Consider the following 14,835-nt stretch of genomic DNA (forward strand, 5'->3'; position numbering starts at 1 on the left):
ACATGGACATCGATCCTCGGCGGCTGCGGGTCCTGCATGAGGTCGCCCGCCGCGGTGGCGTGATGCGGGCCGCCGAGGCGCTGTACCTCACGCCCTCCGCCGTCTCCCAGCAGCTCGCCCAGCTCGAACGCGAGGTCGGGCTGGCCCTCATCGACCGCTCCCAGCGCAGCGTCTCGCTCACCCCGGCCGGTCGCGTGCTCGCCGGCTACGCCGAACGCGTCGAGGAGGAGCTGATCGAGGCCAAGCGTGAGCTCACCCGCTTCACCGAGCGCCTGGCCGGGCCCGTGCGCATCGCCGCCTTCCCCACGGTCATCACGCACATCCTCGTCCCGGCCATGCGCGACCTGGCCGCCCGCCATCCCAGGATCACCCCGATCATCCACGAGATCTACGGTCAGCCCGCGCTGCAGGAGCTGCGGCTCGGGGCGGTGGATCTGCTCATCACCGAGCAGGACAAGGGCCTGCCCGCGCTGTCGCAGCCGTCGCTGGCCACGCGCCTGCTCTACGTGGACGAGTACCGCATCGTGCTGCCGCCCCAGTGGCCCGACCCGCCGCGCACGGTCGCCGGCCTGATGCAGGTCCCGTGGGTGGCCGGGGACCCGGGGCAGGCGACCGGGCAGGCGCTGGAGCGGCTGGCGGGGCTGCACGGGTTCGAGCCGCGGAAGGTGCACGTCATCACGGAGTTCGGGCCCGCGCTCGCGCTGGTGGCGGCGGGGCACGGGGTGGCGATCGTGCCCTCGCTGGCGCTGCTGGACGTGCCCGAGGGCGAGGTGCGGGTGAGCGAGGTCCGGGACGTGGGCGCGCGCCGGCTGGACGCCGTGACGCGCGTCAGCCGTACGCGGTCGGGGGAGCCGGACCCCGTGCAGGCCGTGGTGATCGCGGCGATCCAGGAGGCCACGGCGGCGCTGGGGGCGTCGCTGAGGACCCGCCTGCCCGCGCCCGAATCCCCGTCCGGGTCCCTGCCTGAGTCCCCGTCTGAGTCCCCGTCCGAGTCCCCGTTCGCGCCCGAGTCGCTGTCCGGGCCTGGAGCGCCCTCCAGGGGCGGGACGGAGTCCGACGGCGCGGCGGTGTCGGAGTCCGGGGTGGCTGCCGGGCCGGACGGCGCTCAGCGGAGCTAGTCGGTGAACTGGGGGCCGCTGACCTTGTCGAGGAGGCGGGCCAGGCGGGCGCGCAGGCCCGGGCGTCTCTCCACCTCGCCGGCCGCCGCGCTCACCAGGTGCTGGGCGCCGTCGAAGGTCACCAGCCCGCCGCTGGGCACGGCGATCGCGTCGTGCGCCAGCCCCGCCAGCTCCGGGTCGCCGCCCTCGATCGCCAAGATCGTCGCCCCCGTACGCCGTGCGTCGTCCACGCGTTCGAGCAGCGGGACCGGCGCCTGACGTTCGGACAGGACGAACAGGGTCTCGCCCTTCGCCGCCCGCTCCAGCCGTTCGAGACCGACCCGCAGATGGGCGGGGGCGTCGGCGGGCGGCGCCCAGCGCACGAGGGTGGGGGCGAGCTGGGGGAGGTTCGCGAACCTGGCCTCGTCGCTGAGGTGCGCGGTCAGGTGCCAGGGCTCGTCGTCCGGCGCGCCCACCAGCAGCAGGCCGCCTGGCGAACGGGTGGCGCGCAGGGCGACGCCCAGCTCACGGGCACGGTCGAGCCAGCCGGTCTCCGCGAGGAGCTCGCGCAGATAGGCCACCGATCCTGAGTCCATGAATCCATGGTGCCCCACCGGCATGGACGGGGTGGCTGATTCGCGAGTGATGTGTTGACACGGCCTGTGTTTGCTCGTCATTTCGGGCCTTGACATGGAGTTACCCTCGGGTAACGATCGGCTCGCGGCGCCGCCGTCCCAGTGTGCGATCTTCACGGAGAGGGGCGGCACATGAAGTTACGTGTCCGCGTCAGCATGTCCATGATCCTCTTAGCGATCATGTCCCTCACCACGACCCCGGCCCGCGCCGCGGCTCCGGGAGACGTGGTCTCCGCACAACCCACGACGGTCTACCTCCTGCCGGGCAAACTGCTGGAGGTGCCGGTCAACGCCTGGCACATGCTCTACAACTCCACCTCCGCCACCGGCTCGGTGAACACCGTGTCCGGCACCCTGCTCGTCCCCAAGAGCGGCTACCCGCTCGGCACGCGCCCGATCATCGGCTACGCCGTCGGCACCCACGGGCTCGGCGACCAGTGCGCCCCCTCGGTCAGCATGAGCCAGGGCCGGGAGGCCGAGCTCGCGCTGGTGAGCCTGTTCCTGCTCAAGGGGTTCGCGGTGGCCATGACGGACTACGAGGGGCTCGGGACGCCGGGCCCGCACACGTACATGGCCGGGGTCTCGCAGGGGCAGGCGGTGCTCGACTCGATCAGGGCGGCCACCCGCGTCTCCGGCTCGGGGCTCTCCAGCCGGGCGCCTGTCGGCGTCATGGGCTACTCGCAGGGCGGCGCCTCGGCGGCGTGGGCCGCGCAGCTGCAGCCCACGTACGCGCCAGAGCTGCGGCTCAGGGGCGTCGCCGCGGGCGGCGTACCCGCTGACCTGCGGGCCGTGGCCGCCCACCTGGACGGCACCGCCGACTTCGGGCTGGCCGCGGCCGCCGGGGTGGGGCTCGACGCCGCCTATCCCGAGCTGGACCTCGAAGCCGACCTCAACGACCGGGGCCGCGCCCTGCTCGCCGACGCGGCCGACGACTGCGTGGGCGACCTGAGCAAGCTCGCCGGGCTCCGCTTCTCCGACCTGAGCCCGATCGACCTGATGAACCAGCCGAAGTGGCTGGCCCGCCTCGCCCAGAACAGGCTGGGCGCCGTGGCGCCGCGGGTGCCGATGTTCCTCTATCACGCGAGGGGAGACCAGATCATCCCGCTCGCGGTCGGGTCCACGCTGCGCTCCGAGTACTGCCGGGCCGGGGTCAACGCGCGCTGGACCGCGCTGCCCGCGCCCGACCACGTCACGGGGGCCATCGAAGGCGGCCCGCTGGCCATCGAGTGGCTGGCCCTGCGGGTGTACGGGCTGCCCGCGTTCGGCAACTGCTAGCGCTCTTGCCGCGCCGGCCGGGCTCGCCGCTCCGAGCCCGGCCGGCGCCAGGACAGGCCGGTGCCGCCGGACCGGGGCCGAGCTGGCATGATCTGGATATGACTGAAGTGAGCGGGCTTTCCATCGGCATCCTCGGCGGCACCGGTGACCAGGGGAAGGGGCTGGCGCGCAGGTTCGCGCTGGCGGGGCACCCGGTGCTGATCGGGTCGCGCAGCGCCCAGCGGGCCCAGGACGCGGCAGACTCCATCGGCGCGGGCGCGTCGGGTGCCGAGAACGCCGCCGTCGCCTCGCAGGCCGACATCGTGATCGTGGCGGTGCCGTACGAGGGGCACAAGGCGCTGCTGGAGTCCCTGCGCGCCGAGCTGGCCGGGAAGATCGTCGTCGACTGCGTGAACCCGCTCGGGTTCGACAAGCAGGGCGCCTACGCGCTGCCGGTCGAGGAGGGCAGCGCCGCTCAGCAGGCCGCGGCCGTGCTGACGGACAGCCGGGTCGTGGCGGCGTTCCACCATGTGTCGGCCGTCGTGCTGATGGATCCCGCCGTGGACAAGGTCGACCTCGACGTCCTGGTGCTCGGCGACGACCGCGAGGCCACCGACACCGTGCAGGCGCTGGCGGAGGCCATTCCCGGCGTGCGCGGCGTCTACGGCGGCCGGTTGCGCAACGCGCACCAGATCGAGGCGCTCACCGCCAACATCATCTCCGTGAACCGCCGCTACAAGGCCCACGCCGGGCTCCGCATCACCGACATCTGAGGCCGCGCGTCAGAGCCAGTCGGCGTCGCGGTCAGGCTCATCGGGCGCTCCTGCCGGGCGCTCCTGCCGGGCGCTCCAGTCGGGCGCGGAAGCATCGAGCCGGGCGTTCCTGTCGGGCGCGGGGTCTTCGAGCCGGGTGCGCCCGGCCGGCGTGCGGTCTTCGAGTCGGGGGCTTCTGGCCGGCGCGCGGTCTTCGGGTCGGGCGCGCTTGGGCAGGTCGAGGAACAGCGCGTCGGGCCGGCCCAGCAGGGCCAGCGCCAGGTCGAGCCTGCGCTTCTCGCCGCCGGAGAGCTGCCGGACCTTGGTCCCGGCCCGGCCGTCCAGCCCGTCCAGCCCGATCGCCTCGTCGCGGGGGCGGGGCCCGTCGGTGAAGTCGCGCCAGGTGCCGATCGTCTGGGCGACCGTCAGGTCAGCGAAGAACCCGGCCTCCTGCGGCATGATCCCGGTGCGCCGCCGGACGGCCGCGCGGTCGGTGTACGGGTCGAGGCCGAGCACCCGCACCGTCCCGCCGTCCGCCCGCTGGAAGCCGGCGAGCACCTCGATCGCCGTGGTCTTGCCCGCGCCGTTCCTGCCGAGCGGCGCGAAGATCTCTCCCTCGGCCACCTCGAACGAGATGCCCTTCACCGCTTCGAATCCTTGATGGCTCTTCCTGAGCCCGTGTACGCCGATCGCTGTCATGTCTCCGAAGATGTCGGGACGTGATCGCGGGCGGCAGCGAAGAATTCACGACTTGCCGGACAGCTTGCGCAGCGCCTCCGCGACCGCCTCCGGGTCGATGACCTGGTGCAGATGCAGGCCGGGCAGCCGGGTCACGGGCCAGCCGCGCCTGGCGGCCTCCGCCGCGACCTCGTCGTAAGGGGGGCCGAACCACAGGCACGCGCACCTGAGGTCGTCCCACCCGGCGGGCACCGGCAGCGTCTGCGTGTAATAGTCGAGCGGCAGGCGCGGCTGCTCGGCGGCCACCCGCACGCGTACGGCGGGGTCGGGCAGCATGGCCACCACGTCCTCCTCGTCCCACCAGTCCGTCCAGCGCGGCAGCACGCCGTCGGGACCGGCCAGGTCGCGCAGGAACGGCAGGAACCCCTCGTCCGCGATCTTGATCAGGCCGTCGCGCGGCGGGATGTGGGCGTCGGCGAACACGCACGCCTCCACCCGATCGCCCAGCCCCTCCTTGATCAGCGGCAGGAAGTAGCCGGCGTTGCTGTGCACGACCAGCACCAGGCGGGTGTCGGGGGCGGCGTCGCGCACCGTCTCCACCACCCTGGGCCAGTAGGGCGCCCCGCCCGTCGTCACACCGGTCAGGTCGGGCACCACGGCCGCGTGCCCCCGCCGCTCCAGCGACTCCGCCACGGGCACCCACGTCGACGGACCGACGGAGGGGCTGTGCACGAGTACGAAGGTCGTCTCCATGACTCCACCCTTTCAGACGATGAGAGTGTGACGGGACACGGTCCGAGCGGCTCCGTCGTAGGCCGCCCAGGCCGCGGCCAGGTTGTTCACCGCTTGCGAAAGCTCCTCCTCCGGGAAGAGGTAATGCAGGCGCATGTAGTCGGTGAAACCACCCAGCGGATCGAATGACCTGCCAGGCGGCACCGCGACCCCGTGTCTGAGCGCCACTTGGGAGAAGGAGTCGACGTCGCCGTGCGGGAGGCGTACCCAGAGGGTCTGGCCGCCGAGGGCGGGCTCGAACGACCAGGACGGCAGGCGCGCACGCAGCTCGGCGCACAGATGGTCGTGGCGTTCGCGCAGCACGCGTACCCGGGCCGGGCGGATCACGTCCAGGCGGCGCAGCAGCGCGGCGGCGGCGAGCTGGCTGAAGACCTCGCCGCCGAGGTCGTGCACGGCGCGCAGCCTGGCCAGCCGCGAGATCAGCGGGGCCGCCGCGCGGATCCAGCCGACCCGCAGGCCGCCCCAGACCAGCTTGCTCATGGAGCCGACCGTGATGACCTGTTCTCCGCGCGCGGCCCCGAACGCGGCCAGCGGCGGCGGCGTCTCGCCCGAGAAGCACAGCTCGGCGCAGACCTCGTCGTCGATCAGGGGCACGTCGTGCTCGGCGGCGAGCGCGGCCAGCCGCCTGCGCGCCTGATTGCCCATGACGGCGCCGTCCGGGTTACGGGCGGTGGGCACGAGGTAGGTCAGCGCGGGACGTTCGCGTATGGCGTGACCCGCCTCGTCCACGTGCACGCGCGCGGGATGTTCGCGCATGGCGTGACCCGCCTCGTCCACGCGCATGGGCCGGATGACCGACGCCGCGTGCCTGAACACCTCCAGCGCACCCGGGTAGGTCGGCGCCTCGGTCAGCACGGTGTCGCCGGGCGAGACCAGCAGCCCGGTCAGCAGCGTGAGCGCCTGCTGGCCCCCCGTCGTCACCATGATCTCCTCGGGCGCGGTCGGCACGCCGCGCCCGGTGTAATAGGCGGCCAGGGCGGCGCGCAGGTCCGCGTTGCCCGCCGGCTGGTAGCCCAGGTCGCGCACCCCGGCCAGGCGCGCGCCCGCCTCCTCGTACGCCTCGAACATCGCCGCCGGCGGCTCGTCCGGGGCCGCGCAGGTCAGGAGCTGCACGCCGTCCGGCGGGTGCAGGATGTGCATCAGCAGCGGGTTGGCCACCACGCCGTCAGCGGTCCGCGTCGCGGGCAGGTCGAGCGCGGCCACCCTGGTGCCGCTGCCCTGCCTGCGCACCACGCGGGCCTCCTGCTGGAGCAGGTCGTACGCGGCCACCACGGTGCCCCGGCCCACCGCCAGCCGCCTGGCCAGCACGCGATCGGGCGGCAGCCGCACGTCCGGGGCCAGCACGCCGTCGTCGATCAGCGCCCGCAGCCGGGCGGTCAGCAGCAGGTACAGCGGTCCGCGCCCCGACGCCCACCGGCCCAGCAGGTCGACCAGGTCATCCAGATTGGCCCCATTCATGGACCAATTCTGCGGCATTGGCTCTGCTACCCGATCCCTTTTCGGGTGATTCTGGATATATGAACGATTCCCGCTCTGATGCGTTCAGGTCCGATCCCTCGCGCCCGCTGCGGCCGGACACGCGGGCCGTCCACGTGCCGCAGCCGGCCGTCGAAGGCAGCCGTCCGATCACGATGCCCATCTACCAGACCTCGGGATTCACGTTCGACGACCCCGCCGTGATGGCCGAGTCGATGGGCCGGCCGGACGGCGCGTACGTGTACGGGCGCTACACCAACCCCACCGTCCGCTCGCTGGAGCTGGCCGTCTCCGGGCTCGAAGGCGGCGCGGCCGCCATCGCCACGGGCTCGGGCATGGGCGCGATCAACACCGTGCTGCTCGCCCTGCTCAAGCCCGGTGACCACCTCATCGCCCAGAGCTCCCTGTACGGCGGGACCGCCGCCATGCTCGGCGAGCTGACCGGCAGGTTCGGCATCACGGTCACCCACGTGCCGGAGAACGACCCCGCCGCCCTGCGCGCCGCCGTCCGCCCGGAGACCAGGCTCGTCTACCTGGAGACGATCAGCAACCCGATGACGCTGGTGGCCGACCTGCCCGGGATGTGCGCGGCGGCCCGCGAGCTGGGGCTGGTGTCGGTGGTGGACAACACGTTCGCCACGGCCATCCTGTGCCGGCCCATCGAGCACGGGGCGGACGTCGTCGTGCATTCCACCACCAAGTACCTGTCCGGGCACACCGACGTGGTCGGCGGGATCGCGGTCTTCGCCGCCCAGGAGCTCTACGAGCGGGTCTGGCACTTCGCGATCGAGCTGGGGGCCTCGGCGGAGCCGTTCGCGTCCTGGCTGGTGGCGCGCGGGCTGCAGACGCTCGCGCTGCGCATGGAGCGCCACTGCTCCAACGCCCGGCTGCTGGCCACCCGGCTCGCCGAGCATCCTGCCGTCGCGGCCGTGCACTGGCCGGGGCTGGCCTCGCATCCGTCGTACGAGCTGGCGGGCAAGCTGCTGTCCGGCTTCGGCGGGGTGTTCTCGTTCGACCTGGCCGGCGGGCGGGCGGCGGGGGAGAAGTTCATGAGCTCGGTACGCCTGGCGCTGCTCGCCCCCTCGCTCGGCGGCGTCGAGACGCTCGTGCTGCACCCCGCCACGACGTCGCATCGTTCGCTCAGCGCGGAGGAGTTGGAGCGCAGCGGGATCGGCGAAGGCACCGTACGCATCTCGGTGGGCATCGAGCACCCCGAGGACCTCTGGGCCGATCTGGCTCAGGCGCTGGCGTAGCCTCGGTTCGTACGTGCTGTTGTCGTCGCGATGAATCGGGGGAAGCCGTGACCACCACTGTCGGCCATGCGGACGTGCGGGCGGCGGCCAGGAGGATCGACGGGCTCGTCCTCCGCACGCCGGTGCTGGAGATCTCGCCCGGGCTGTTCCTCAAGCTGGAGCTGCTGCAGCACTCGGGGTCGTTCAAGGTGCGCGGGGCTTTCAACCGCATCCTGTCGGCCGGTGAGCTGCCGTCCAGCGGGGTGATCGCGGCCAGCGGCGGCAACCACGGGCTGGCCGTGGCCTATGCCGCCCGGGAGCTCGGGGTGCGGGCCGAGATCTTCGTGCCGGAGGTGACGAGCCCGGTGAAGGTGGCGGGGCTCGGGGCGCTCGGCGCGCACATCACGCAGACGGGCGCCGTCTACTCCGACGCCGCGGAGGCCGCCGCCAAGCGGGCCGCGGAGACGGGGGCGCTGATGGTGCACGCCTACGACCAGCCGGAGGTGGTGGCGGGGCAGGGGACTACCGGGCTTGAGCTCATGGAGCAGGTCGAGGGCGTGGACACGGTCCTGGTGGCGGTCGGCGGCGGAGGCTTCGCCGCCGGCATCGCCCTGGGCACCGCCGCGCCCGCCGAGCCTGCTGGGCCCGCCGCGCCTGGTGGGTCCGCTGGGCCTGCCGAGGCCGCTGGGCCCGCCGCGCCCGCTGAGCCCGTCGTGCCTGGTGCTGTCGTCGTGTCCGGTGCATCCGTCGCTCCCGGCACTCCCGGGGCTCGTGCCGCCCGGCCGCGGATCGTCGCGGTGGAGCCTGAGGGGATCCCGACCCTGCACGCGGCCTTGCGGGCGGGGCTGCCGGTGCCGGTCGAGGTGGGCGGGGTGGCGGCCGACTCGCTGGGCGCCACCCGGCTGGGGGCGCTGGCGTACGAGATCCTCTCGGGGCCCGGCGTGGAGAGCGTGCTGGTCACGGACGAGGCGATCGTGGCGGCCCGGCGTACCTTGTGGGCCCGGCACCGCCTGGCCACCGAGCCGGGGGGCGCGGCGGCGTACGCGGCGCTGCTGTCGGGCGCGTACACGCCGGGGCCGGGCGAGCGGGTCGTCGTGGTGGTCTGCGGCTCCAACACCGACCCCGCCACCCTGACCACCGCCTGACCCCCACCCGCAACCCCGACCATCCCCTGACACCCATCCGCACCCCCGGGCCACCACGTCCGGGACCTGTGTCATCGCCTGACCCGGCACCTCGGCGCAGTTGGCTATCCGGCAGGTCGGGCCACCTTTCTGCGGTGGGATCTCGCGAAGGGCCGCCCGCGATCCCGCCGCCGCCGCCGTACCCCCGGAGAGGGACCCGCCTGACCCAGGGCCGACCCCAGATCAGGCGAATCGGCGGAGTGAGGTCAGGTGTAGGTGTGTTCCGGCGCGGGGAAGGCCCCGGAGGTCACGTCGTCGGCGAAGGCGCGGACCGCACGGTCCATCTCGCCGGCCAGATCCGCATACCGCTTGACGAACTTGGCCGGGCGCGGCGTCAGCCCCATCAGGTCCTGCCAGACCAGCACCTGCGCGTCCGTGGCCGCCCCCGCGCCGATCCCGATCGTCGGGATGGCCAGCGACGTGGTGACCCGCTGCGCCAGGTCGGCGGGCACACATTCCAGCACCACCGAGAACGCCCCCGCGCGCTCAAGATCCTTGGCGTCCGACATGAGCTCGTCGCCCGACTGCCCCCGCCCCTGCACGCGGTAGCCGCCCAGGACGTTGACCGACTGCGGCGTCAGCCCGAGGTGCGCCATGACCGGAATGCCCGCCGAGACCAGCGCCTCGACCTGCGACAGGACCCGGCGGCCACCCTCCAGCTTGATCGCGTGCGCGCCCGACTCCTTCATGAAACGCGTCGCCGACTCCAGCGCCTGCTGCGGGGAGGACTGGTACGACCCGAACGGCAGATCGGCGACCACGAGCGCCCTGGACGATCCGCGTACGACCGCGGCCGTGAGCGTGAGCAGGTCGTCGACCGTGACCGGCAGCGTGGAGTCGTAGCCGTAGACGACCATCGCCGCGGAGTCGCCCACCAGCAGGACCGGGATGCCCGCCTGGTCGAACACCCTGGCCGTCATCGCGTCGTAGGCGGTGACCATGGGCCACCGCTCTCCGCGCTCCTTGGCGGCGGTGAGGTCGCGGACGGTGACCCGGCGCCCGGTGACGCCGCCGTACAGCGTGGTTGAAGAGGACATGACAAACCCTCCAGATGAACGTCTCGAGGCGCCCCTGCGGCGTCCCCGGACCTTCCCCGATGATGCCACGCGCGGAAAACCTGTGGCGAAACTGTCGGTACCTCTTGCCACAATCTGCGAGGAGGTAACGAACACTTATGGCTCTCGACCCCTACCGAAGACTGCTCCGGATCCCCGGCGTCCCCACGTTGCTGTTGGTGGGGCTGCTGGCCCGGGTTCCCGCCACGGCCACGGGCATGGCGCTGACCCTGCACGTGGCCGGGGTGATGAACCTCGGTTACACCAAGGCCGGGCTGGTCACGGCGGCCAGCACGATCGGCATGGCGATCGGCTCACCGCTGTCGGGAAGGTTCGTCGACAGGCACGGCTTACGGCCGGTGCTCACGATCACCACGGTGGCGCAGGCGGCGTTCTGGGCGTGCGCGTGGGCGCTGCCGTTCCCCGCGCTCGTCGGGGCGGCGGCGCTGGCGGGGCTGCTGGCGCTGCCGGTGTTCAGCGTGACGAGGCAGTGCCTGGCCGCCCTGGTGCCCGTGGCCCAGCGGCGCGTCGGCTTCACGCTCGACTCCATGCTGGTCGAGCTGTCCTACATGACCGGCCCGGCGCTGGCGGTGGCGGCCGTCACGACGGTCGGCAGCGGGGTGACGATGACGGTCATCGGGGCCGGCATGACGATGGCGGGCGTGGGGCTGATCGTGCTCAACCCGCCCACCCGCTCGGCCGTCGAGCTGGAGGAGCAGGGCGTCAGGGTGCCCAGGCGGCAGTGGATCACACCGGCGTTCGTGGCCCTGCTCGGGACGGCGGCGGCCGCCACGTTCGTGCTCACCGCGACCGAGCTGGCCTTGGTCGCCACCATGAGCGAAGCGGGCCAGACCGAGTGGGTAGGCCTCGCCGTGGGCATCTGGTGCGTCTACTCCCTGGTCGGCGGCTTCGTGTACGGCGGGTTGTCGCGCGGCCTGTCGCCCCTGACGCTGATCGCCGGCATGGGCCTGCTGACCATCCCCGTCGGCCTGGTCGGGGGCGACTGGCACTGGCTGGTCCTGGCGCTCCTGCCCGCGGGCCTGCTCTGCGCGCCGTCGCTGTCGTCGACCGTCGACGTTCTCAGCCGGTGGGTGCCCTCGGCGGCCAGGGGCGAGGCGATGGGCTTCCACGGCACCGCGCTGCTGGTCGGCGGCGCCGCCTCGGCTCCCATCGCGGGGGCCATCATCGACGGCGTCGGCCCGGTGTGGGCGTTCGCGGCAGCCGGCCTGGTGGGGGTGGCCATGGTGGCGGTCGCCCTCCCGTTCTGGCGCCGCCGTCCGCCGGTTTCCGAGCCTGCCCCACTGCCTGGTACGGTCCTCGACCCGAAGACGTCCCATGCCCCCGAACGGGCCCCGACGCCTGAACCGGTCCTGGTGCCCGAGACCGCCGGGTTGCCGGAGAAGGTCCCGGCATTGGGGATCGCATCGGCGCCTGGGACGGCTGGTGCCGCTGAGCTGGCCGAGGTGGTCCGGACGCCCAAGGTGCCTGGAGCGCTGGACGTGGAGGAGCCGGTCGCGGCGGAGGAAGGACCATCGCCTTTGGCGTGACCCTCGTCGAGCCTCGGGCAAAGGTTCCCGGGCACGTCTCCCCTTGAGTCAGGTTCTCAGGCACATCGCCCTGCGGGCCTCTCCCAGGGTTCACGTCGGGCCTCTTGCGGTTGTGTCGGGCCTGGGAGGGTTGCTGCGGGCGCGGGTCATGTCGCGCCCTCGCACGTCGGTCATTGGGGTGTCCGGCCTCCGCAGTCCCGCTCCTGGAGGCACCGGTCCCTCTGGTGTCCCCTGGAGTCTCGTCCCCTGGGACGTTGGTGCCCGGCGTTTCTCCGGGGTGTTCGGTCCCCTGGAGGGCCGTCTTTGGGTGCGCGCCCTCCGCCGTCCCACCCCGGGCCCGGGCGTCCTCCGGTCGGGGTGTCCGGCCTCGCAGCATCCCCTGGGATGTCGGATCCCGCCGGTGTCCTGCTCCCCGACGACGTTCGGCCCCCTGGCGTCCCGCCCCCGAGATCCTCCAGCCCTCCGGGGCGTCCGACCCCGGTGTCCTTTGGGGCGTCCGGTCCTCCGGCGGCCGGGCCCGGGTCTCGATGTGCCATGTGAGGTGTGTCTCACCTCAAGAGGAGGGCCAGGGGCATGTTTGGGCTTGCCTTGGGGCCTCACTGTGGTGGGAGGCCGGAGGTCGGCGAGAGTTTGCCTGGAGTTTACGAAACGGGACCGTTGCGTATCGGAATACCTTGCGATACGGTGTCGTTGCGAAACTCAAACGTATCGAAATTAAGGATGCTTCCATGGACCCGAATTCGGGGCACCCACGCCGATGGGGAATCCTCGGCGTGCTGGTGTTCAGCTTGCTGGCGGTCGTACTCGACAACACGATTCTCAACGTGGCGATGAGGACCATCGCCGACAAGACGGTCGGTTTGGGTGCGACGCAGGGTGAGCTGGAATGGGCGATCAACAGCTACACGCTGGTGTTCGCCGGGTTGCTGTTCACGTTCGGCGTGATCGGTGACAGAACAGGCCGCAAGCGGATGTTGTTCATCGGCATGGCGCTGTTCGGCCTGGCCTCACTGGCCAGTGCCTATTCCCAGGATCCGATGCAGTTGATCCTGGCCAGGGCGGCGATGGGCATCGGTGGTGCGGCGATCATGCCGGCGACCCTGGCCATCATCTCCAACATCTTCCCGCCCAGTGAGCGCGGCAAGGCGATCGGCGTGTGGGCCGGTGGTGTCGGGCTCGCCGTGGCGATCGGCCCGATCACCGGTGGCCTGCTGATCGAGCACTTCTGGTGGGGCTCGGTCTTCCTGATCAACGTACCGATCGTGCTGGTCAGCATGGTTCTCATCGCCACCGTGGTGCCCGAGTCGCGCGACCCGAAGCCGTCCAAGCTGGACCCCGTCGGTGTGGTGCTGTCGATCATCGGTCTGGTCTCCATCGTCTACGGCATCATCCGCGGCGGCACGCTCGCCACCGTGGCCAGCGCCGAGGTGCTGGTGCCGACGCTGTTCGGCGTGGCGGTGCTGGGCGCGTTCGTGTGGTGGGAGCGGCGCATCGACCACCCGGTCTTCGACGTGCGCAACTTCCGCAACGTCCGCTTCAGCTCGGCCATCGGCATGATGGGCATCGTCTTCTTCGCGATGATGGGCGGGATGTTCTTCCTGACCTTCTACCTGCAGGTCGTGCTGGGCTTCTCGCCGCTGCAGGCGGGGGCGCTGATGATCCCGTTCGCCGCGGCGCAGCTCATCTTCGCGCCGCTCAGCCAGCGGGTGAACGAGCGGTTCGGCGCCAAGCTGTCCGCCACGGTCAGCATGATCGTGGTGACGGCCGCGCTGGGCAGCTACGCGTTCATGGACCAGAACACACCGGTCGTGCTGATCGAGATCATCTTCTTCGTCCAGGGCGCCGCGATGGCCAACATCATGCCGCCCGCGACCACCGCCATCATGGAGTCGCTGCCCAGGGAGAAGGCGGGCGTCGGCTCGGCCATGAGCAACACCGTCCGCCAGGTGGCCGGCGCGCTCGGCGTGGCCGTCCTCGGCTCGGTGCTGTCCTCCAGTTACCGCGGCGAGATGGCGTCCACCCTGGCGTGGCTGCCACCGGACGCGCGGCACGCGGCCGGTGAGTCGGTCGTGGCCACCGTGGGCATCGCTCAGGAGCTGGGCGAGCGGGGGCAGGCGCTGATCCAGCCGGCGTTCACCGCGTTCATCCACGGTATGCACGTCACGGCGCTGGTCTCCGCGGTGATCGGCTTGATCGGCGTCGTGGTGGTCGCCCGGTGGATGCCGGGAAAGCCGCGCCCGGTCACGCAAGCGGAACATAAGGAACCGGCGGTAGTTTGACAGTCTCCCCTGCCTGAGCAGGTGGGGGAGGCACAGCCGAGTTCGCGCTGAGAGGAGGACAGGTTGAGGTTCGTGCACATCCGGGGGGCCGGCACGCTCGACCGTCCCCCGTATCCTGTCCGCCCCCGAACCACGGGGCACCCTTGTGGATATACGGTGAGACCGCGATGACGATCCAGGAACCAGTGACTGCCCGGCCGGCAGGCCGGCCCCGCAGTGAGAAGGCCGAGAAGGCGATCATCGAGGCGACCCTCGATCTGATCGGTGAAGGAATGGGCGTCTCGGAGCTGTCCATCGAGGCGATCGCGTCGAGGGCGGGCGTCGGCAAGACCACGATCTACCGGCGCTGGTCCAACAAGGAGGACCTCGTCGTCGACGCGCTCTCCACGCTGAAGGCGCCGCTGCCGGTGCTCGGCGGCGTGTCGGTACGCGACGACCTGATCTCCCTGCTCGACGCGATGCGCAGCGAGGCCGGCCAGGCCCGGAGCCGCTGCGTGATGAACATCGCGATGAGCGAGGCCGACCGCTACCCGCGCCTGATGGACCGCTTCATGAAGCGGGCCGTCGTGCCCCGCAAGGAGGCGATGCGGGCCGTGATCGAGCGTGGCATCGGCACCGGCGAGCTGCGTGCCGACCTGGACGTGGACCTGGGCATGGCGATCCTGTCCGGCGCCATGCTCTGGCACACCAAGTGGGGTCCCGCCGGAGACCTGGCCCCGGACCTGGCCGAACGCGTCGTGGACGCGGCCCTGGCCGGAATAGCCGCCGGCACCCCATAAGGTCCCGACGCCCGTAAGGGTCCCGACGTCTGATGAGGCCTCGAATCCCCTGCCCGACGGTCCCAAAGGGACCTG

At 72.0% G+C, this 14,835-nt stretch carries 13 protein-coding genes; 8 read left to right on the top strand and 5 right to left on the bottom strand.

What is annotated here, in order from left to right:
* The first annotated feature begins 2 nt into the window (after positions 1–2).
* Positions 3–1,118, top strand: coding sequence for a LysR family transcriptional regulator (locus ABEA43_RS18770; RefSeq protein ID WP_345563383.1), 1,116 nt, complete (start codon positions 3–5; stop codon positions 1,116–1,118).
* Here ABEA43_RS18770 and ABEA43_RS18775 read toward each other — a convergent pair.
* A complete protein-coding gene (locus tag ABEA43_RS18775; RefSeq protein WP_345563385.1) occupies positions 1,115–1,693 on the bottom strand; it encodes a hypothetical protein in 579 nt (192 codons plus the stop codon). The genes ABEA43_RS18770 and ABEA43_RS18775 overlap by 4 nt on opposite strands.
* A 171-nt stretch (positions 1,694–1,864) precedes the next feature.
* Here ABEA43_RS18775 and ABEA43_RS18780 point away from each other — a divergent pair, with 171 nt between their 5' ends.
* Positions 1,865–3,007 (top strand): lipase family protein, encoded by a 1,143-nt coding sequence (locus ABEA43_RS18780; protein WP_345563387.1) that lies wholly within the window; start codon positions 1,865–1,867, stop codon positions 3,005–3,007.
* A gap of 98 nt (positions 3,008–3,105) precedes the next feature.
* The gene (gene npdG, locus ABEA43_RS18785; RefSeq protein ID WP_345563388.1) at positions 3,106–3,759 is read left to right on the top strand and encodes an NADPH-dependent F420 reductase; all 654 of its coding nucleotides are present in this window, start codon (positions 3,106–3,108) and stop codon (positions 3,757–3,759) included.
* Positions 3,760–3,768: 9 nt separating this feature from the next.
* Here npdG and ABEA43_RS18790 read toward each other — a convergent pair whose 3' ends face one another.
* From ABEA43_RS18790 to ABEA43_RS18800, 3 genes are read right to left on the bottom strand one after another with little or no spacing between them, the layout of a single operon-like run.
* Positions 3,769–4,437 (bottom strand): ATP-binding cassette domain-containing protein, encoded by a 669-nt coding sequence (locus ABEA43_RS18790; protein ID WP_345563389.1) that lies wholly within the window; start codon positions 4,435–4,437, stop codon positions 3,769–3,771.
* 45 nt (positions 4,438–4,482) lie between these two features.
* The gene (locus ABEA43_RS18795) at positions 4,483–5,169 is read right to left on the bottom strand and encodes an alpha/beta fold hydrolase (protein WP_345563391.1); all 687 of its coding nucleotides are present in this window, start codon (positions 5,167–5,169) and stop codon (positions 4,483–4,485) included.
* 12 nt (positions 5,170–5,181) lie between these two features.
* Complete coding sequence (locus ABEA43_RS18800) at positions 5,182–6,666, bottom strand: aminotransferase-like domain-containing protein (RefSeq protein ID WP_345563393.1); 1,485 nt, start codon at positions 6,664–6,666, stop codon at positions 5,182–5,184.
* Between the two features lie 59 nt (positions 6,667–6,725).
* Between ABEA43_RS18800 and ABEA43_RS18805 the strand changes: the two genes are divergently transcribed.
* Both ABEA43_RS18805 and ABEA43_RS18810 read left to right on the top strand, forming a co-directional pair.
* On the top strand, positions 6,726–7,937 hold the full coding sequence (locus ABEA43_RS18805; RefSeq protein ID WP_345563394.1) for a trans-sulfuration enzyme family protein: 1,212 nt from the start codon (positions 6,726–6,728) through the stop codon (positions 7,935–7,937).
* Positions 7,938–7,984: 47 nt separating this feature from the next.
* Positions 7,985–9,061 carry a pyridoxal-phosphate dependent enzyme gene (locus ABEA43_RS18810; RefSeq protein ID WP_345563396.1) on the top strand — a complete coding sequence of 359 codons (1,077 nt, stop codon included), beginning with the start codon at positions 7,985–7,987 and terminating at the stop codon, positions 9,059–9,061.
* 245 nt (positions 9,062–9,306) lie between these two features.
* Here the strand turns inward: ABEA43_RS18810 and panB are convergent, their stop codons facing one another.
* On the bottom strand, positions 9,307–10,137 hold the full coding sequence (gene panB / locus ABEA43_RS18815; RefSeq protein WP_345563399.1) for a 3-methyl-2-oxobutanoate hydroxymethyltransferase: 831 nt from the start codon (positions 10,135–10,137) through the stop codon (positions 9,307–9,309).
* Positions 10,138–10,274: 137 nt separating this feature from the next.
* Here panB and ABEA43_RS18820 point away from each other — a divergent pair, with 137 nt between their 5' ends.
* From ABEA43_RS18820 to ABEA43_RS18830, 3 genes are all read left to right on the top strand, one after another.
* Positions 10,275–11,702: an MFS transporter gene (locus tag ABEA43_RS18820; RefSeq protein ID WP_345563400.1), complete on the top strand. Its 1,428-nt coding sequence runs from the start codon at positions 10,275–10,277 to the stop codon at positions 11,700–11,702.
* A 674-nt stretch (positions 11,703–12,376) separates the two neighbouring features.
* Positions 12,377–13,981: an MFS transporter gene (locus ABEA43_RS18825; RefSeq protein ID WP_345563401.1), complete on the top strand. Its 1,605-nt coding sequence runs from the start codon at positions 12,377–12,379 to the stop codon at positions 13,979–13,981.
* Between the two features lie 167 nt (positions 13,982–14,148).
* A complete protein-coding gene (locus ABEA43_RS18830; RefSeq protein ID WP_345563403.1) occupies positions 14,149–14,760 on the top strand; it encodes a TetR/AcrR family transcriptional regulator in 612 nt (203 codons plus the stop codon).
* Positions 14,761–14,835 lie beyond the last annotated feature (75 nt).

The organism is Nonomuraea rosea (assembly GCF_039539705.1).
Lineage (GTDB): Bacteria > Actinomycetota > Actinomycetes > Streptosporangiales > Streptosporangiaceae > Nonomuraea > Nonomuraea rosea.